Source organism: Streptomyces sp. NPDC050504 (assembly GCF_044458065.1).
Taxonomy (GTDB): Bacteria; Actinomycetota; Actinomycetes; order Streptomycetales; family Streptomycetaceae; genus Streptomyces.
This window is the reverse complement of record NZ_JBITHO010000004.1, coordinates 382,550-400,394: the sequence shown is the minus strand read 5'-3', so window position 1 is coordinate 400,394 and position 17,845 is coordinate 382,550. Positions and strand designations below refer to the sequence as shown.

13 protein-coding genes are annotated in these 17,845 nt (G+C 74.3%); 7 read left to right on the top strand and 6 right to left on the bottom strand.

The annotated features are described in order from the left end of the window. A partial coding sequence (locus ACIBNE_RS17065; RefSeq protein WP_399272197.1) for a trypsin-like serine peptidase occupies positions 1–935 on the bottom strand: 935 nt, incomplete at its 3' end. Between the two features lie 164 nt (positions 936–1,099). Next, positions 1,100–2,119 (bottom strand): hypothetical protein, encoded by a 1,020-nt coding sequence (locus tag ACIBNE_RS17060; RefSeq protein WP_399272195.1) that lies wholly within the window; start codon positions 2,117–2,119, stop codon positions 1,100–1,102. 145 nt (positions 2,120–2,264) lie between these two features. Here ACIBNE_RS17060 and ACIBNE_RS17055 point away from each other — a divergent pair, with 145 nt between their 5' ends. After that, a complete protein-coding gene (locus ACIBNE_RS17055; protein ID WP_399272193.1) occupies positions 2,265–5,111 on the top strand; it encodes a M4 family metallopeptidase in 2,847 nt (948 codons plus the stop codon). An 83-nt stretch (positions 5,112–5,194) separates the two neighbouring features. Here the strand turns inward: ACIBNE_RS17055 and ACIBNE_RS17050 are convergent, their stop codons facing one another. Then, positions 5,195–6,070: a lysozyme gene (locus ACIBNE_RS17050; RefSeq protein ID WP_399272191.1), complete on the bottom strand. Its 876-nt coding sequence runs from the start codon at positions 6,068–6,070 to the stop codon at positions 5,195–5,197. Positions 6,071–6,323: 253 nt separating this feature from the next. Between ACIBNE_RS17050 and ACIBNE_RS17045 the strand changes: the two genes are divergently transcribed. Then, positions 6,324–6,809, top strand: a complete 486-nt coding sequence (locus ACIBNE_RS17045) for a MarR family winged helix-turn-helix transcriptional regulator (RefSeq protein WP_399272190.1) — start codon at positions 6,324–6,326, stop codon at positions 6,807–6,809. 132 nt (positions 6,810–6,941) lie between these two features. On the opposite strand, the gene ACIBNE_RS17040 is transcribed toward ACIBNE_RS17045, so the two are convergent. After that, entirely contained in the window at positions 6,942–7,712 is a 771-nt protein-coding gene (locus tag ACIBNE_RS17040) for a hypothetical protein (RefSeq protein ID WP_399272188.1), read from the bottom strand. A gap of 354 nt (positions 7,713–8,066) precedes the next feature. Between ACIBNE_RS17040 and ACIBNE_RS17035 the strand changes: the two genes are divergently transcribed. The 5 genes from ACIBNE_RS17035 to ACIBNE_RS17015 all read left to right on the top strand — a co-directional run bounded on the left by ACIBNE_RS17035 (position 8,067) and on the right by ACIBNE_RS17015 (position 13,722). Continuing rightward, positions 8,067–10,877, top strand: a complete 2,811-nt coding sequence (locus ACIBNE_RS17035) for a nitrate- and nitrite sensing domain-containing protein (protein ID WP_399272186.1) — start codon at positions 8,067–8,069, stop codon at positions 10,875–10,877. Beyond that, complete coding sequence (locus ACIBNE_RS17030; protein ID WP_399272184.1) at positions 10,874–11,392, top strand: roadblock/LC7 domain-containing protein; 519 nt, start codon at positions 10,874–10,876, stop codon at positions 11,390–11,392. Before ACIBNE_RS17035 ends, ACIBNE_RS17030 begins: the two co-directional genes overlap by 4 nt. Further along, complete coding sequence (locus ACIBNE_RS17025) at positions 11,389–11,787, top strand: DUF742 domain-containing protein (protein ID WP_399272182.1); 399 nt, start codon at positions 11,389–11,391, stop codon at positions 11,785–11,787. Before ACIBNE_RS17030 ends, ACIBNE_RS17025 begins: the two co-directional genes overlap by 4 nt. A 73-nt stretch (positions 11,788–11,860) precedes the next feature. Continuing rightward, on the top strand, positions 11,861–12,454 hold the full coding sequence (locus tag ACIBNE_RS17020) for a GTP-binding protein (RefSeq protein WP_399272951.1): 594 nt from the start codon (positions 11,861–11,863) through the stop codon (positions 12,452–12,454). 35 nt (positions 12,455–12,489) lie between these two features. After that, positions 12,490–13,722 carry a styrene monooxygenase/indole monooxygenase family protein gene (locus ACIBNE_RS17015; RefSeq protein WP_399272180.1) on the top strand — a complete coding sequence of 411 codons (1,233 nt, stop codon included), beginning with the start codon at positions 12,490–12,492 and terminating at the stop codon, positions 13,720–13,722. Between the two features lie 98 nt (positions 13,723–13,820). Here ACIBNE_RS17015 and ACIBNE_RS17010 read toward each other — a convergent pair whose 3' ends face one another. Beyond that, entirely contained in the window at positions 13,821–14,999 is a 1,179-nt protein-coding gene (locus ACIBNE_RS17010; RefSeq protein WP_399272178.1) for a C40 family peptidase, read from the bottom strand. Between the two features lie 138 nt (positions 15,000–15,137). Continuing rightward, the gene (locus tag ACIBNE_RS17005) at positions 15,138–17,792 is read right to left on the bottom strand and encodes a PQQ-binding-like beta-propeller repeat protein (protein ID WP_399272177.1); all 2,655 of its coding nucleotides are present in this window, start codon (positions 17,790–17,792) and stop codon (positions 15,138–15,140) included. Positions 17,793–17,845: the final 53 nt, after the last annotated feature.

The following is a 17,845-nucleotide window of genomic DNA, read 5'->3' as shown; positions in this document are numbered from 1 at the left end:
GGGCCCCCCCGGGGGGGGCGGGGGGGGGGTGGGTGGTGGGGGGGGGGGGGCGGGGGGGGGGGGCGGCCCCCGGGGGGGGGGGGGGCGGGGGCCCGGGGGGGGCGGGGCCCCCCCCGGCCCCCCGCGGCCCGTTCGTACAGGCCCTTGGCGTGCGCGTCGAAGAGCACGGCCGTGGACTCGCTGTCCGTGTCGCCGCCGCTCATCACGCCGATGAGGCGGCCCCGGTCGTCGGGGGCGCGGTAGTCCGCCAGCCACGGGCCGCCGCTCGTCCCGTCGAAGAACCCCGCGCACTCCATCCGGATCATCGCGGCCAGGTCCTCGTCCCTGGCCGTGTCGGTCGTGCACATGATCGGGCGGTTGGTCGGGTTGTGGTCCGGGCCCGGGTAGCCGAAGACGGTCACGCGGCGTTCGGGCCCCGACGCCCAGTCCGGGGCCAGGCCGCCGACGACCTCCTGGACGCTGCGGCCCTTGGCGTCGGGGGCGAGGGTCAGGAAGGCGTAGTCGTACGCCTCCGAGTCGTCGCCGTCCGCGCGCCAGCGCGGGTCCACCTCGACCTTCGTCACCCGCCAGGTGCCGTACGGGGCGGTGCCCTTGCCCCGGCCCGAGAAGGAGGGGGCGAAGCTGAAGTCGGCGGCGTAGCGCTTGTGCTCGTACACGCAGTGGGCGGCGGTCGCCACGACGTTGCCCCGGGGGCTGTCGACCACGCTGGCCGAGCACCAGTGCTCGCCCTCGTTCTCCGGGTCGTCGTCCACGAGCACGCCCACGGCGGGGACGGTGGCGGTAGCGGAGACCGCGGCGGACTGGGTGGGGCGGGGCTGCTGCTTCCCGCGGGCGCCCGGGTGCTGGGATGCGGACGAGGCCGTGGTGCAGCCCGCGGTGGCGGTGGCCAGGGCGAGGGCGGTGAGCACCCCGGTGATCGTTCGGATCTTGCGCATGGCGTCCATCCTTAACCAGGTGACGCGGTGGATGGAAGCGTTGCTTTGGGGTGGGGTGTCCTGGTACGGGGTCCCGCGCCCCCGGAAGGGGCGCGGGGAACCGCGCGAGGGCGGGGCGGCGAGCCACCCCGCCCCGCGCCGCCCCACCCCGCGCCGCGCCGTTCCTAGAAGTGCAACCACCCCCGCAGCGTCGCCTGGGCGCCCGCCTGGAAGCGGGTCTCGGCCCCCAGGTGGTCCAGCAGCCGGCTGATCCGGCGCCGAGCCGTGTGCACGTGCACCCCCAGCCGTCGCGCTATCGCCTCGTCCTTCAGTCCCGACGCGAGCAGCCCGAGCAACTCCCGCTCCGGACCCGGCAGTTCGTCACCGGGCTCCGCGGGGCCTCCCGCGCGTCCGAGCGGGGTGGACCGCTCCCACACCGTCTCGAACAACGGCAGCAGCGCGTTCCGCAGCAGCGTGTCCCCGATCACCAGCGCCGTGGCCGTGGGATCCGTCGCGTCGGAGGGCGGCAGCAGCGTCACCCGGCGGTCCACCGCGATGAGCTTCGTCGGGACGCCGGTGCTCACCCGCGCCCGCAGGCCCTGCTCGACGAGCCCGGTCAGCGAGGCCATCCGGCCGGGGAAGGCCAGGCCCTCGCGGTCGATGACGGTGCGCACCTCCACCCCCCGGTCGAGCAGCGCCCCTATGTCCAGTCCCGGAGCGCGCGAACTCCCTTCCTCCGCACTCCCCTTGATGTAGGGAGGCCGGTCCAGGATCGCCACCTCGCGCTCCGCGGACGCCAGCAGGTACTCGGCGCGCTCCCCGATCGCCCGGGGCCCGGTCACCACCTCTATTCCGTCCTCCGCCGCGGCGGGCGAGCCGGACATCAGGCGTCCGGCCAGTTGGTCGGCGGTCATTCGTAGCCGTTCCAATTCGGCTGATTTCAGATGGAGTTCGGCCTGGCGCCGGTGGATGAGCGTGCGGATCGCGGCGGCAGGAGCGGCTGGTCTGGGCAGCTGTGCCGTCGGATCGGGCAGCGCGAAGCCGTGGGCCACGAGCCGGTCGAGCGCGTGGTCCACGTCCTCCTCCGAGAGTCCCAGCAGGGCGGCCAACTGGCCTGTCGTGTCGCCCTGTTCCCTGAGCAGCGCCTCGTAGGTCCGTTCTTCGGCCTCCCCCAGGCCCAGTGTGTGCAGTTCCCCCTCGTTCATGACGGGATTCTCACCTTGCATTCAGGAGCCACACAAGTGGGCGTGTCCACTTGTCAACACGGTCGCAACATTGATCGCCCGACCCCCCGGAAGGTTGCATGACCATGACCACCGCCAGGCTTGAGCAGCACGTGGGAGGGGTTTCGTGCGCAAGCACAAAACAGTCAGACGCGGCATATCCGGGGCTGCGGCCCTGCTGGGCGCCACCGCGCTCGCCGTGACCGCGCTTCCGGCACAGGCGGCCACCACCGCCGCGCCCGTACCGCCGGGAGACATCGTCCCGGGCACCGAGACCGCGACGCCCGCGCTCGTCGACGGGCTGCGCGAGGCCGTGGACGCCAAGGCCGCGCCGGCCGACGCGGCCCGCGGCCACCTCGCCGCCAAGGAGAGCCGCTACAAGATCGAGGACGCCAGGGGCGACCTCGTCCCGCTGCGCACCACCGTGCGCGGCGCGGAGGAGACCGTACGGCTCCAGCAGCGGCACAAGGGCGTCCCCGTGCTCGGCGGCCAGTACGTCGTCCGCATGGAGAAGAAGGCCGGGAAGCGCGTCGTCACCGGCACCTCGGGCAAGTACTTCACGGGCCTCACCGCCGACACCACGCCGAAGGTCAGCGAGGACCTGGCGGTGCGCCGCGCGGTCAGCGCCACCGCGGCCCGCCTCGGCGCGACCAAGTCGCTGAGCAAGGCCGACGCCGTGCGCAAGGAGGGCGCCAAGTCCGCCAAGGCGGCCGCGCTCAGCGGCACCGCCGCGGGCCTCGTGGTCGTCCCGCGCGGCGAGGGCGTCCTCACCTACCAGGTGACCGTGCGCGGCACCCACCCGATCACCGGCGCGCCCGTGATCCAGCAGGTGTACGTCGACGCGGACGCCGGCTACCCCGTGCTCCAGTACAGCGGCATCAAGACGATCGGCGCGCCGCACGCCGCGCAGGGCAGGGCGAAGGCCGCCGCGCGGACGAAGGCCGACCGGACGAGGGCCGGGCTCGGGGCCGTCGCCGACTCGCCGAGCATCGAGGGCGAGGGCACCCTGCTCAGCGGTGCCAAGGTGCCGCTGAACCTGTACTACAACAAGTCCAAGGGCGCGTACGACCTGATCGACTACGCGCGCATGGCGGGCACCAGCAAGAACGCCCTCACCACCTGGGACGCGCGCGGCCGCGACGTCAGCGAGGTCTCGGGCCGCTGGCCCAGCGGGCTCAAGGAGTTCACCTCGCCCGCGCTCGAACTGGGCAAGGAGCACACCGAGTCCGGCGCCGTGGACGCGCACTGGGCCGCGGGCGAGGTCTACGACTTCTACAAGGACCGGCTCGGCCGCGACGGCCTCGACGGCCGCGGCATGACGGTCAACTCCCTCGTGGGCGTCACCGAGTTCGGCCAGGGCTACGTCAACGCCTTCTGGGACGGCCAGAAGATGGTGTACGGCTCGGGCGACGAGGAGTACAAGCCGCTCTCCGCCGACCTCGACGTGGTGGGCCACGAGATGACGCACGGCGTCGTCGAGCACACCGCCAACCTGGTGTACGCGGGCCAGTCCGGCGCCCTCAACGAGGCGGTCGCCGACTACTTCGGCAACGCCATCGACGTCGAGGCGTCCGGCATCCCGATGTCCGACCCGGCCTCCGGCTTCATCGGCGAGGACCTCTGCCGCACCACCAAGCCCGCCGACTGCGCCTTCCGCAACCTCAACGACGGGCGCACCACGTCGAAGACGTTCCTCGGGACGACCTTCGACGACGGCGACAACGGCGCGGTGCACCGCAACTCCACGATCTTCTCCGGCGCGCTGTGGGACATCCGCCAGGACCTCGGCGACACCGTGCTCGCCGACAGGGTCGTCTACAAGGCGCTGGCCGACTACATGACGCCGCTGGACGGCTTCACCGAGGCCCGCAACGCGGTGATCGCCGCGGCCAAGGACCTGAACTTCACGGCGAAGCAGCTCAACGTCGTCAAGCGGTCCTTCAACACCCACGGCATCGTCCCCGGCTGGGAGGAGGCCCTGGGCGTCGACACCGACACCCTGCTCGGCTCGGTCAACACCAGCGGCACCGGCCTCGGCGCGGGCGGCGGCTGGTGGGCGGCCTCGCAGTCCAACGACGACGGCTCCGAGCCGTACTCCGTCTACGCGGGCCGCACCGACGGCGCGGGCGCGCCCAAGCTGATCAGCCCCAACGACGGGCGCTACCACGTCTACCCGGCGACCGACGGCAAGACGGTCGTCTGGGCCGCGTACGGCACGACCAGCGTGGACGTGCTCTCGCGCCGCATCACCGGCGGCCCGACCACCAAGCTGTACACCGCGTACGCCAACGTGCAGGGCCTGCGGGTGGAGAACGGCGTGGTCGTGCTGGAGACCAGCGACCCGTTCGGCGGCCGCCACGTCGGCTACCTGAAGCCGGGCGACCGCGAGCCCACCTGGGTCGACGGCGGCAAGTACTACCTCGGCACCGCGCTGCCCTCGATCAAGAACGGCAAGATCGCGTACGCCAAGCTGTACCCGGGCACGACCGACTACCTGCTCGGCACCGAGGTCTACGACCTGGCCACCAAGAAGACCGCGCTCGCGGGCCAGCTGGGCGAGCCGCAGAGCATCGGCCAGACCGCGATCAACGGCAGCAACGTCTTCTGGACCGTCGACGAGAACCCGAACGACGAGGGCCAGGTGGCGGTGCGCCGCGCCAAGCTGAACGGCACCGAGCCGTCCGACATCAGCTCGGAGCACAAGTCCGACGCGCTGTACGGCTACGAGCTGACGGCCTCCGACGAGGCGGTCACGGTCGCCTCCACGACGCCCGACACCGTCTACCGCAACGAGACGCTGTCCAAGCTGTGGCAGATCGCGCCCGACGGCTCCAGCAAGGTCCGCTTCTCCTGCAACCGCGGCGAGCAGCTCTGGCCGACGGCCGCCGGGGGCACGCAGGTGGTGTGGCTCGACGGTACGACGGGACGCACCAACCTGGTGACGCGCGAGCGCCCCGCGGACGCCTGCAACTGACCCGTTGGTGAAGTGGGTCGAAGTGGTCGGACCCCCGGCGCCCGTGCGCCGGGGGTCCTTCGCGTTCCCGTGCGGGCGTCCGCTCAGCCGTTGGCGAGGGCGACGACGCGGTCGAGGGCGCCGTTGAACTTGTTGTGGTCGCCGACGATCGGACCGGACGAGGTGTACTGCCACATCGTCTGGTAGCCCCAGCCCGCGGGCAGCGTGCCGGGCGTGGTGTTGTAGCGGGCGATCCAGAGCGGGTTGGTGGCGCCGAAGCCGCCGTAGTTGCCGGTGCACTGGGTCCACCAGCTGGTGGCGGTGTAGATCACCGCGTCGCGGCCGGTGCGGGCCCTGTAGCGGTTCAGGAAGTCGGCGATCCAACCGACCATCGCCGACTGCGACTTGCCGAAGCAGGCCGCGCCGTACGGGTTCCACTCGATGTCCAGCGCGCCGGGCAGCGTCCTGCCGTCGCGCGACCAGCCGCCGCCGTTGTTGACGAAGTAGTCGGCCTGGGCGGCGCCGGTGGAGGTGTCGGGGGTGGCGAAGTGGTACGCGCCGCGGACCATGCCGACGTTGTACGAGCCGTTGTACTGCTGCGCGAAGTACGGGTTCTTGTAGTACGTGCCCTCGGTCGCCTTGACGTAGGCCCACTTCACGCCGCTGCTCCACAGGCCGGACCAGTTGACGTTGCCCTGGTGGCTGGAGACGTCGACGCCCTCGGTCTGCTCGGCGCGGGTGTCGCGCGGCAGCCCGCCCTGCCCGTCGTGCTTCACCACGCCCGTGCCGAGGTGGGCGGAGCCGCGGGCGGGCCACGTCGCGGCCTTCGCGGCGCCGGAGTCCGGGTCGGCGGCGTGCGCGGTGGCGGGGAGCGCGAGGAGGGGTGCGAGGAGGGCGGCGGCCGCGAGGGCGCCGACGCGGGTGCGGGAGGGAGCGCGGTCGCGGGTGCGGGGGGCGGTGGCTGGTCTGAGCGCGGGCATGTTCGTGCCTCCGGGGCCTCGGTGGGGGGAGCTGGGGAGCTGATCCGGGACGTGCTCTGGGGCAGCCTGACGGCCGGTCGACATGTAATGGTGTGGACATGTCATGTACGACGCTACGCACGTAGACCCGGGTGGCGGAAGAGGGGCAGGTTTCCGCCGTTGGTCTACTCCTGCGAAATACTGGCCGAGCTGCGGTGATGAGTGGCGCGGGAAGAAACTTTCAGGATCGGGAAAGCGTGTGAGGGGTGCTGACGTGCACGGAAGCGGAAGTGAGGGTGAACCTCCGGTTGGGGTCGGGAGTGGTGTGAACCAGGAATTCCTGACCCTGGAACGGGAGTTGGCCGTCTTCCTGCGCCGCGCGCGGGCGTCGTCCGGGGAGATGGCGCGCGAGCTCCACCCGGAGCTGGAGCCCGCCGCGTACGGCCTCCTGGTCCGGCTGGAGGAGGCGGGTGCCCAGCGGGCGACGGACCTGGCCGGGTACTTCGGGGTCGGCAAGGCGACGATGAGCCGCCAGCTGCGGGCGCTGGAGGAGCTGGGCCTGGTGACCAGGGAACCCGACCCGGCGGACGGGCGCGCGTCGCTCGTGCGGCTGACGGGGGAGGGGCGCGAGCGGTTCGGCCGGGTGCGGAGCGCGCGGCGGTCGCGGTACATGCGCAAGCTCGCGGGGTGGGACAAGGGAGAGGTCGCGGAGCTCGCGAGGCTGCTGCGGCAGCTGAACGCGGGGGAGGCGGAGGAGTAGGGGGGGCGCGCTCCCGGGCCCCGTTGCCCTGGTGCCGTTGCCCTGGCCCGCCCAGGGACCCCGCTGCCCCGGGACCCCGCCGCCCCGGGGTAACGGCGTCCCTGGGCCGCGGGGTCCCCGGTGGGCCGCCCCCTAGAGCTCCGCCCACACCACCGTCGCGTCGTCGTGGCGCTTCCCCGGGTGGCCTCCGGTCTCCTCCAGCTCCCGCACCCGCGCGACCAGCGCCTCCGCCCCCTCCTTCTTCACGACCCCCAGCAGCTCGCTCCAGTCGCCCGCCCCGAAGACCTCCGTCCAGCGCGTCGCGCCGTCCGTCAGGGCCAGGAGCGCGCGGACCTCCGCGCGCGGCGTACGGCCGGTCACGGCCCTCGCGGCCACCCCGGGATCCGCCGCCGCGGTGAAGAAGCCGCCCTCCTTGTTGCGCAGCGTCTCGTCCGTGGCCTCCGCCGTCCGCAGGGCCTCCCGCGGCACGCGGTCCAGGCGGTCGTCCAGGACCGGGAGCACCTCGCCCGACGGCGACTCAAGGAGCAGCGCCGAGTCCGAGAGCACCAGGTGCTCCACCTCCTCCGCGTCCCAGCGCGCGATCACCACGGTTGCCTGAGGAGTGCGTACGTGAGAAAGGTCACAGGTCTCCGCATGCGCCGCCGCCGTCCGCGCGATCCCCGCGGAGAGAATCTCGGCCAGCGTCAGGTTCCGGTGCGAACCGGACAGTTCCAGCAGCGCGCCGCCCAGCCGCGCCGTGAACCAGGGGACTCCGTGCACACATCCGTCGTCTCCCCGCGGCGGCGTCACCCCGTCGAGAACGACGAGTGTTCCTCCCTGGCCAGAAGCGGGGATGGCGGTTCCGGTCCAGTCTTCGTTGGGGCGTTCGACAGTGCCCGGTGCGGTGGTCTGTTCGATGCGCATGGCAGCCAGTCTGCACGACGTCTCCACGGCGCCCACACGGCACGTGAAATGGCCCGTACCAGCAGGTCACGGCCGTTCGACGGGCCGGAGAACACCAGGGTTCCGTACTGCGGGCGGGCATCCTGCCAAAGCCCGCGCGGAAGTTCCAACCGGCACCCCGCGACCCCGCCACGACGGCTTGATCGTCAACTCACGATTGTTGTTCACTCGTTCGGGTGGTGGAACGGTCATCGTGCATTGCCCTCCCAAAAGCACTGGAATGGTCTGAAGCCGTGCCAGACGCACCAGGGGCGGGCTCACATGACCGAGCGTCACCTCTGCTGAAGGGCGGACTAGTCGAGATTGCGAGCATCGGTGCAGAAGAAGCGGCCGCGGGGCAACGACGCCCCCCAGACCGGCTCCCCCCAAACCACGGGTAGCACCGAAAGCCCAGGCGCCGAGAGCCCCGGCAGGGCGCGCCGCGTCCGCACCCGCCTCGTCGCCTCCGTCGCCGCCGTGGGACTCGTCGTCATCGGCGCGGGCACCCCCGCGGTCCTCACGGCGTCCGGCGACCTCAAGGACGCCCAGAACCTCGTCACCCTCGCCGAGCTCAACCAGCAGGCCCTCACCCTCGCGCACTCCCTCGCGGACGAGCGCGACGAGATCACCGCGTACATCGCGGCGGGCCGCGCCGACGGCGACGGAAAGCTCACCGACGCCCGCTCCACCCGCGTCGACCGGCAGATCGACGAGATCCGCCCCGAAGCCCCCGCCGAGCTGCGCCGCGAACTGGCCACCGTCGCCTCCGTCCGCCGCACGGCCCTCACCGGCAAGGGCACCGCGCTCGAAGCCCACAAGGCGTACTCCGACGTCATCGGCAAGCTCCACCGCATCGCCGACGACCTCGCCGAGCGCACCCCGGCGGCCAACGCGTCGTCCGGCGCCCGCCTGGGCCGCGCCCCCGCCGACCTCGGCCACGCCGTCGAACAGGCGTCGGCCACCGGCGGACTGCTCCTGGCCGCGCTCTCCGTGCCCCGTGCGGAGAAGGCGGACGAACCGGAGTACGACCCGGTCACCGGCCGGCGCGTCGAGAGCGGCGAAAACGGCGAGAACGGCGGAAACAGCGAGAACGGCGACAGCGAGGCCGACCGCGCGCGCGGCGCCCTCACCGCCGCCGCCCAGCAGGCCCGCGTCCGCGAGCTGGCCTTCCTCGCCGACTTCGACCAGGCCGCGTCCGCCGCCGACCGCGACTCCCTGGAGTCCACCGTCGCGGGCCCCGAGGTCAACGCGGCCGAGCGCTTCCTCGCCCAGCTCACCGACCGGCCCACCCTCACCGGGGACGAGCTGAAGACCGCCCCCGACAAGCTGGCCGCCGCGCTCTCGGCCCGCACCGACCGGATGCGCGGCGTCCAGTCGACCATCGGCGCCGCCCAGGTCCAGCGCATCGAGGCGCTGCGCGACGACGCCGTCACCGACCTCGAACTGCGCATCGCGCTCCTCGGCGGCTGCCTGCTGCTGGCGATCGGCGTCTCCACCGCCACCGCCCGCACCCTCACCCGCCCCCTCGCGGTGCTGCGCATCGGCGCCGCCAGGCTCGCGGCCGCGCCCGACCCCAAGGCCGAGGAGCAGATCCGCTTCACCGGCCGCAACGACGAGTTCGCCCAGGTCGTACGGTCGCTCAACGCGCTCCAGGGCAAGCTCGCGACCCTCTCCTCGCGCGCCGAGCGCGTCGAGGCCGACCGCACCGTCGTCGTCGCGGAGCGCACCGCGCTCACCGCCGAACTCTCCGAGCAGCGCGCCGAGCTCAGGCGCCGCACCACCGAGCTGACCGTCGAGCTCACCAAGCTGCGCGACACCGTGCACCACAGCTTCGTCAACCTCTCCCTGCGCTCGCTCGGCCTCGTCGAGCGCCAGCTCTCCATCATCGAGAAGCTGGAGGAGCGCGAGCAGGACCCGGAGCGCCTCTCCACCCTCTTCAAGCTCGACCACCTCGCCACGGTCATGCGCCGCCACAGCGAGAACCTGCTGGTCCTCGCGGGCACCGAGCACCAGCACGGCCACGCGGGGCCGATCCCGCTGGTGGACGTCCTGCGCGCGGCGGTCAGCGAGATCGAGCGGTACGAGCGGGTCGACATCCAGTCCCTGCCGCCGCACGCCCAGGTCGCCGGGTTCGCCGCGGACGACCTCAGCCACCTCCTCGCGGAGCTGCTGGAGAACGCCACCGCCTTCTCGCCGCCCGACTCCCGCGTCAAGCTCTCCGGCTGGCTGCTGGAGAGCGGCGACGTGATGCTCTCCGTCCAGGACGAGGGCATCGGCATGGCGGGGGAGCGGCTGGCCGAGCTGAACGCCCGCCTCGCCGACCCCGAAGGGGCCGTCGACCCGAAGGGCGAGGGCCTGGGCATCCGCGTCACCGCGCTCCTCGCGGCCCGGCACGGCGTCCGCGTCGAGCTGCGCGACCAGAAGCAGGGCGGCATCACGGCCGTCGTCGTGCTCCCCGGCACCCTGCTCCCCACGGCCCCGCCCGCCACGCCGTCGCCCGTCGCGGTCGTCGCCGCCGCGGCCCTCGCCGAGCCCCCGGCCCCGGTGAACCTGCCCGGTTCGGTCGCGGAGGCCAACTCCAACGCGCTGCCGCCCCGCGGCGCGCCCGGCGACCCCGAGACCACCCTCCAGGTGCGCCGCCCCGACCCGTACGCGATAGGCCCCGACACCCACGAGCGCGCCGACGGGGCCACGGGGGAAGCGCCCGCCGAGGCCGCGCCCGCCGGCGCCGATGCGACCGCCGCGGAACAGGCCGCCGGGACTGCCACGGAACAGGCCACCGAGACCGTCGCGGAACAGGCCGCCGAGACCGCTGAGACCGCCGAGACCGTCGAGCCGGCCGCCCCCGCGCCCGCCGTCGACGGGGCGACGGGCGAGCGCCTGACCGACAAGGGGCTGCCCAAGCGCACCCCCAGGATCACCAAACCGGCCGACGCCCCGGAGCGGGGCCGCGGCGGCATCGACGCGGAGGAACTGCGCCGCCGCCTCGGCGGCTTCCACCAGGGAGCCAAGGACGGCAGGCGCGACGTCGAAGCGGAACTGTCGGAGACGGCGGCGGCAGCGTCAACAGCAGCACCAGCAGTGGCAGGATCAGAGAAGCAACTGACCGAGGACGCGGGGGACAGTGTCGAGGAGGCACGCAGTTGACTGCGCCCAGCACGTTCGGACTGAGTAACGCAGCCCAGAATCTCCACTGGCTGCTGAGCAACCTCGTCGAGGAGGTGCCAGGGGTCCACTCGGTCGCGGTCGTCTCGTCCGACGGACTGCTGCTGCTCTCCTCCGACCCGACGCACGCCGAACGGCGCGCCGAGCGCCCGGCGGAGAACGCCGAACAGGCGCCCGGCGGACGGCGCGACGGGCCCCGGGGCTCCAGCGCCGACCTCGCCACCATCGTCTCCGGCATCGCCAGCCTCACCGTCGGCGCGGCCAGGCTGATGGACGGCGGCGGTGTCAAACAGACCATGGTCGCGATGGACCGGGGCAGCGTCTTCGTCATGTCGATCAGCGACGGATCGCTGCTCGGGGTGCACGCCGCGCCGGACTGCGACATGAGCGTCGTCGCGTACCACATGGCGCTCTTCGTCGGCCGCGCGGGACACGTCCTGACGCCCGAACTCCGCAGCGAACTGCGGAAGTCCATGGAGCTGGAGGGGGACAGGTGACCCCTGCCTTCCCCGGCCTCCCGGTGCGCGGCGAGGGGCGCAGGCCCGCGCGGGTGCGCCCGTACTCGCTCACCGGCGGCCGCACCAGGGCGGGCCGCGTCCTGCTCGTCGAGACGTTCGTCGGCGCGCTGGAGGCCCCCGCCGTCCGCGGCGAACTGACCGGCGGGGAGCGGCGGACGATGCCGGAGATGGCCGCCATCGTCGAGCTGTGCCGCCGCATGCGCACGGTCGCCGAGATCTCCGCGCTGCTGAAGATGCCGCTCGGCGTGGTCCGGGTGCTCCTCAGCGACCTCGCCGACCAGGGAAAGATCCGTGTGTACGGGACCGGGCACGGCGAGGGACGTCCCGACCGCGCACTGCTCGAAAGGGTGCTCAGTGGACTCCGTCGGCTCTGAGGTCGGCAGGACGCGGGAACGGGTGCCGGATGCCGTGCCCCAACAGCGCGCCACGGACGGGCCGCCGGCCGCCGTGGCCGACGAAGGCACCCCGCGCGCCTGGGAGTTGGAGACCGACCGCGCACCGATCTCCACGAAGATCGTCGTCGCGGGCGGCTTCGGCGTGGGCAAGACCACGCTGGTCGGCTCCGTCTCCGAGATCACGCCGCTGCGCACCGAGGCGCTGATGACGACGGCGAGCGAGGAGACCGACGACCTCGCCGCGACGCCCGACAAGCTCACCACGACCGTCGCGATGGACTTCGGCCGGATCACGCTCGACGACGACCTGGTGCTGTACCTCTTCGGCACGCCGGGCCAGCAGCGCTTCTGGTTCATGTGGGACGACCTGGTGCGCGGCGCGGTGGGCGCCGTGGTGCTCGCCGACACGCGCCGCCTCGCGGACTGCTTCCCCGCGCTCGACTACTTCGAGAGCTGCGAACTGCCGTACGTGGTTGCCGTCAACCACTTCGAGGGTACGGAGAGGTTCGAGGCCGAGGACGTGCGCGAGGCGCTGACCGTACCGCCGCACGTGCCCGTGCTGATCATGGACGCACGCGATCGCATCACGGTCGTCGAGACGCTGCTGGCGCTGGTCGCCCGCGCGCTCGACACCACCCCCGAATAGCCGACGGACCCACCAGCACACGGAGAACCACCGCCATGCGGAAGATACTCATAGTCGGAGCCGGCCAGTCCGGGCTCCAGCTCGCCCTCGGCCTCCAGTCCAAGGGCTACGAGGTCACCCTCATGTCCCAGCGCACGGCGGACGAGGTCCGCGCCGGGCGGGTCATGTCCACCCAGTGCATGTTCCACACCGCGCTCCAGCACGAGCGCGACCTCGGGCTGAACTTCTGGGAGACGCAGGCCCCGAGGATCGAGGGCCTCGGCGTCTCCGTCGGCGCCCCCGACGGCACGCGCCCCATCGACTGGGTCGGCCGCCTCGACGGCTTCGCGCAGTCCGTCGACCAGCGCGTCAAGATGGCGGGCTGGATGGAGACGTTCGCCCAGCGCGGCGGGCAGCTGGTCATCCACGGCGCGGCCGTGTCCGACCTGGACTTCTTCGCCCGTACGTACGACCTGGTACTGGTCTCGGCGGGCAAGGGCGAGCTGGTGTCGATGTTCGCGCGGGACGCGGCGCGCTCGCCGTACGCCGAGCCGCAGCGGGCGCTGGCCGTGGCGTACGTCCACGGGCTCGGCCCGCGCCCCGAGCACCCCGAGTTCGACGCGGTCCGCTGCAACGTGGTGCCCGGGGTGGGCGAGCTGTTCGTGATGCCGACGCTCACCACGTCCGGCCGGGCCGACATCCTCTTCTGGGAGGGCGTGCCCGGCGGGCCCGTCGACGTCTTCCGGGGCGTCAAGGACCCGGCCGAGCACCTGGCGCTGACGCTGGAGCTGATGGAGAAGTACACGCCCTGGGAGTACGCGCGGGCGACGAAGGTCGAGCTGACGGACGCGAACGCGACGCTCGCGGGGCGGTACGCGCCGACCGTCCGCACGCCCGTCGGGCGGCTGCCCGGGGGCGGGGCGGTGCTCGGCGTCGCCGACGTGGTCGTCGCGAACGACCCGATCACGGGCCAGGGCTCCAACTCCGCGTCGAAGTGCGCGGCGGCCTACCTCGACGCGATCGTAGAGCGGGGCGAAGGGGCGTTCGACGAGGCGTGGATGCGGGCGACGTTCGACCGGTACTGGGAGACGGCGCGGCACGTCACGAAGTGGACGAACGCGATGCTCGGGGAGCTGCCGGAGCACGTGGCGGGGCTGCTGGGCGCGGGGAACGGGGCGCAGGCGGTGGCGGATCGGTTCGCCAACGGGTTCAACGACCCCTCGGACTTCGAGGGGTACTTCTACGACCCCGAGAAGACCGCGGCGTACCTCGCGGAGGTGGCGGGCTAGTCCCGTTGCCCGGGGGCGCCCGCTTCGCGGGGTTCCCGGGCGACGGGGTGCCGTTTCCGCCTGCGGCGGGCCCGCTCGCGGCGGGCGGGCCCGCGCCGCTACCCGTTGAAACCGGTGTCCGCCCCCGCCCCCGCCCCGGGAGGCAGCTCCGGCGGGGCGTACGACTCCACCGCGCCCGCCCCCGGATCGGGCCGCACCGCCCCCAGCAGGGGGTTCGCCGCGATCGGCGAGACCTTCACCCGCGCCCCCGGGCGGGGCGCCTGCACCACCATCCCGTCCCCCAGGTACATCGCCACGTGCGTGGCCTTCGGGAAGTAGACCACCAGGTCACCGGGGCGCAGGGCGCGCAGCGGCACCTTCGGCAGCCGCTTCCACTGCTCCTGCGACGTCCGGGGGATCGCCCGCCCCGCCCGCCCCCACGCCTGGGACGTGAGCCCCGAGCAGTCGAACGCCCCGGGCCCCTCCGCGCCCCACACGTACGGCTTGCCGATCTGTGCGACCGCGTACCGCAGCGCCGCGTCCCCCTCGTCGGACGGCGCCCGCTCCCCGCTCAGCGCGCCGCTCGCCAGCAGTTCCCGCTGGGCGGACGCCAGCTGCGCGGACTCCAGCCTGGCGACCTCCGCCAGCTGCTCGGGCGTGAGCGAGGCCAGCAGCGCCTCGACCTCCTCCAGCCGCCCCCGTACCGCGTCCCGCCGCTCCTTGCCCGTCCGCGCCAGCTCCTGCTGCTTGTCCAGCGCGCGCCGCGCCGCCTTCGCCAGCTCCGCCTCGCCGCGCTCGCGCCGCTCCAGCCGCGCCACCGCCGCCGTGCGCGCCCGCGCCGCCCGCTCCAGGACGTGGCTCTGGTCGAGCGCGCGCCGCGCGTCGCGGGAGAGCAGCAGGTGGAGGTACGGGGAGATGCCGACGCGCCCCTGGTACTCCTCGCGGGCGAGGCGCCCCATCTCGCCCCTGCTGCGGGCCAGTCGCAGACGGGACCTGGTGAGCGCGCCCGTTGCCCGCGCGGTCGCCGCGCGCTCCCGCTTCAGCGCCTCCTCGACCGCGTTGTACGCCTCGCTGGCCTCCTCGGTCTGCCGGTACAGCGTCTGAAGCCGCGTCAGCAGGCCCGCCACGGACGAGGGTTCGGCGGCGGCGGTGACCGGTGCGGGCTCGGCGGCCGCCGGTACGGGCGCCGCCGTCAGCGCGGCCAGTACGACCGCCGCGGCCCCCGCGACCCGCAGTCCCCGCCCCCGGGCCCGCCCCCGCGAGCCCGCGTCCGCGCCCCGCGCTCCCGTGCCTGACACCTCATCACCTCCGCCCGCGGGCCGGTCCCTCCGGCCCATGGTGATGATGCGGCGGTACGGCGGCGCCCACCTCGCGGGTGGGCGAGACGCCGCACCGCGCTCACTCGTTGAGGCGATTCCCGGCGTGGCGCCTGGACCTCACGCCACCGGCAGCGCGTACACGTTCGGCCCGCGCCAGACGACCAGCCTGCCGCCCGCCGCCAGCGCCCGGTAGCCCGCGCCGCCCGCCCCCGGCCCGCCCGCGTCCTGGAACTTCCACAGCCGCCGTCCGTCCGCCGCGCCGAACGCGGTCACCTGCGCCGCGTCCACCGCGAGCACCGTGCGGCCCGAAGCGCTCACGGTCACCACCGGCAGCCCGCCGCCCGGCGCCTCGGTCGTCTGCCGCCACCTCCTCCGGCCGCTCGCCGCGTCCACCGCGAACACCTCGGCGGCGCCGTTCGCCACGTACACCGCCGTGCCGTCCGCCCGCGCCGCGCCGAGCGCGGTCGCCCCCGTGGCGAGCCGCCAGCCGCGCTTCGCGCCGCGCGCGTCGTACGCGTCGAGGTTGCCGCCCTCCGTCGCGTACAGCGCGCCGCCGCCCCGCGCCCGGTCGCCGGTCACCGCGACGTTCTGCCGGATCCCCGGCGAGTACGCGGCCCACGTCCGCCTCCCGCTCGCGCGGTCCAGGTGGAAGAAGAGCGCCCGCCCCTTGGCCCGGTTCTTCTGTACGGGGGTGAGGGTGCCCGCGACCTGCCGCAGCACGATCCCGTCGGGGCGCACGGACACCGCCAGGAACGTGGGGAACGCCGCGCCGACCGCGTTGTCCACCGTGCTGCGCCACAGCTCCTTGCGGGCGGCCGTGTCGTACGCGAAGACGTAGCTGCGCTTGTTCCTGCCCTTCAGGGTCTGCCCCGCGAACCAGACCGTCGTGCCGTCGGCAGCGATGACCTGCTGCACCGTCGTCGTCGCCCCCGGCGTGAGCGCCGAGCGCACCGGCACGCGGAACTTCACCGCGCCGTCGCGGGCGCCGACCCAGAGGAACTCGGCGGCCCCCACGACGAAGGCGTGCGCCGCGTCCGCTGCGACCGGCCGGTGCGCGGTGGCCGCGGCCGACTGCGTCCAGAGCCTGCGCCCGGTCCGCAGGTCGACGCCGGTCGTCGCGGCCTTGTCCGCGACGAGCAGCACCTCGTCGCGCCAGACGACGGTGTTCGGGCCCGCGGGCCCGGAGTGCCGGTAGTGCCAGAGCGGGGCCGGAGCGACGCCGGGGACCGGCGCGGGCGGGGCCGCGGCAGGCCGCGGGCGCGGCTCGCCGGTGGGGCCGTCGGCCGCGGCGGCCCCGTCGCCTTCGCCGTCGGTCAGCAGGGCGCCGCCCGCCCCGCCGACGGCCAGCCCGGCGGCCCCGCCGACGAGCCCGAAGAGCAGCGCGCGGCGGGAGGGCGCGGCGGGGGAGGCGGGGGCCGGTCCGGAGGCGGGGACGGGCGTCGGTACGGGCGTGGGCGCGGGGCCGAACTGCGCCGGGGGCGCGGCCGTGGCCGGACCGAACCGCCCGGCGACGGGCTGGGCGGCGACGGGCTGGGCGGCGGCCCGCTCGGCAGGGGCGGGCGCCGCCCCCTGGGCGGGAACGGCCTGGGCGACCGCGGGCAGCGGGGCGGGCGCCCCCGGCGCCGGAGCCTCCGTCGCCAGGGGCAGCGCCTGCCGCGTCGCCCCCGGGGTCAGCGCCAGGGTCGCGGACTCGACCGCGCCCTCCTGCCTGACGCGGGGGATGCCGAGCGCGGCGGTGGCCCGGTCCCGTACCGGTTCGAGGTCCGACACCGCGACGCCATCGGCGGCGGGCACGGAGTCGGAGACCGCGTCGGCCACGGGCACCGCGTCCCGCGGCCCGGCTTCCGCCGTACTCACTGCTCCTTCTGCTCCTTCTGCTTCTTCCGCTGCTCCGGTCTGCTCGGCCCGCTCCGCCCGCGCCGCCTGTTCCATGACCGCGGCGAGTACGCGCTCCGGCAGCCAGCCCGCCGTCGCCAGCGCCGCCGCGCCCTCCAGGGCCAGCTCGGCGGCGACCTCGCCCGCGCCAGGCCGGTCGTCGGGGGCCTTGGCCAGGCACCGGGCGACCAGGCCGCGCAGCGCCTCGGGGACCTCGGACAGCTCCGGCTCCGCGTGCGCGATGCGCTCCGCGTCGGCGTCCGGGAAGGGGGTGGTGCCGGTCGCCGCGTACGCGAGGAGGAGGCCGAGCACGAACACGTCGGACGCGGGGCCCGGCCGGCCGCCCGCGACCTGCTCGGGCGTCAGGTAGCCGAGCCGTACGGAGAGCTGGCCGCCCTCGCGGGCCTCGGCGGACGCCGCGGCGCCCAGCGGGCCGAACGCGGTGAGCCGGGGGCCGTCGGCGGCGAGCAGCACGGTGTCGGCGGCGAGCCCCTGGAGCGCGGCGCCGGTCGCGTGGACCCGGGAGAGGGTCTCCGCGATGCCCGCGCCCAGCACGCGCACCGCGCGCTCGGACAGCGGCCCGCCGAGCGCGATGGCCTCGCCGATCGTCACGGCGGGGACGTAACCGGTCGCGGTCCACAGCTCGGCGCCCTCCGTGCGGGAGGCCAGCGGCGGCTGGACCCAGCCCCCGGCGAGGAGTTCACCGGTCCTGGCCTCCGCCGCGTACCTGCGGCCGAACGCCGGGAGCGCGGCCAGCTCGGGGCGGGCGCGGGAGACGACCACCGCGGCGACGTCGCCCTCGGCGAGGTACCGCACCGTGCTCGCGGTCTCCCCGAGGCGCCCCAAGGCCCGGTAAGGGCCGATCTGGTGCGGGTCGTCGTGACGCAGCGGTTCCATGCGCATCCCCCTCGTGGGCCGGAAGTGCCCGACCCCTGGATCGGTGTGCCGAC

Excerpts from the sequence above, each read along its gene's own strand:
- ACIBNE_RS17015 (WP_399272180.1), top strand. The coding sequence starts at position 12,490 with ATGCGGAAGATACTCATAGTCGGAGCCGGCCAGTCCGGGCTCCAGCTC.
- ACIBNE_RS17005 (WP_399272177.1), bottom strand. The coding sequence starts at position 17,792 with ATGGAACCGCTGCGTCACGACGACCCGCACCAGATCGGCCCTTACCGG.
- ACIBNE_RS17060 (WP_399272195.1), bottom strand. The coding sequence starts at position 2,119 with ATGAACGAGGGGGAACTGCACACACTGGGCCTGGGGGAGGCCGAAGAA.
- ACIBNE_RS17040 (WP_399272188.1), bottom strand. The coding sequence starts at position 7,712 with ATGCGCATCGAACAGACCACCGCACCGGGCACTGTCGAACGCCCCAAC.
- ACIBNE_RS17050 (WP_399272191.1), bottom strand. The coding sequence starts at position 6,070 with ATGCCCGCGCTCAGACCAGCCACCGCCCCCCGCACCCGCGACCGCGCT.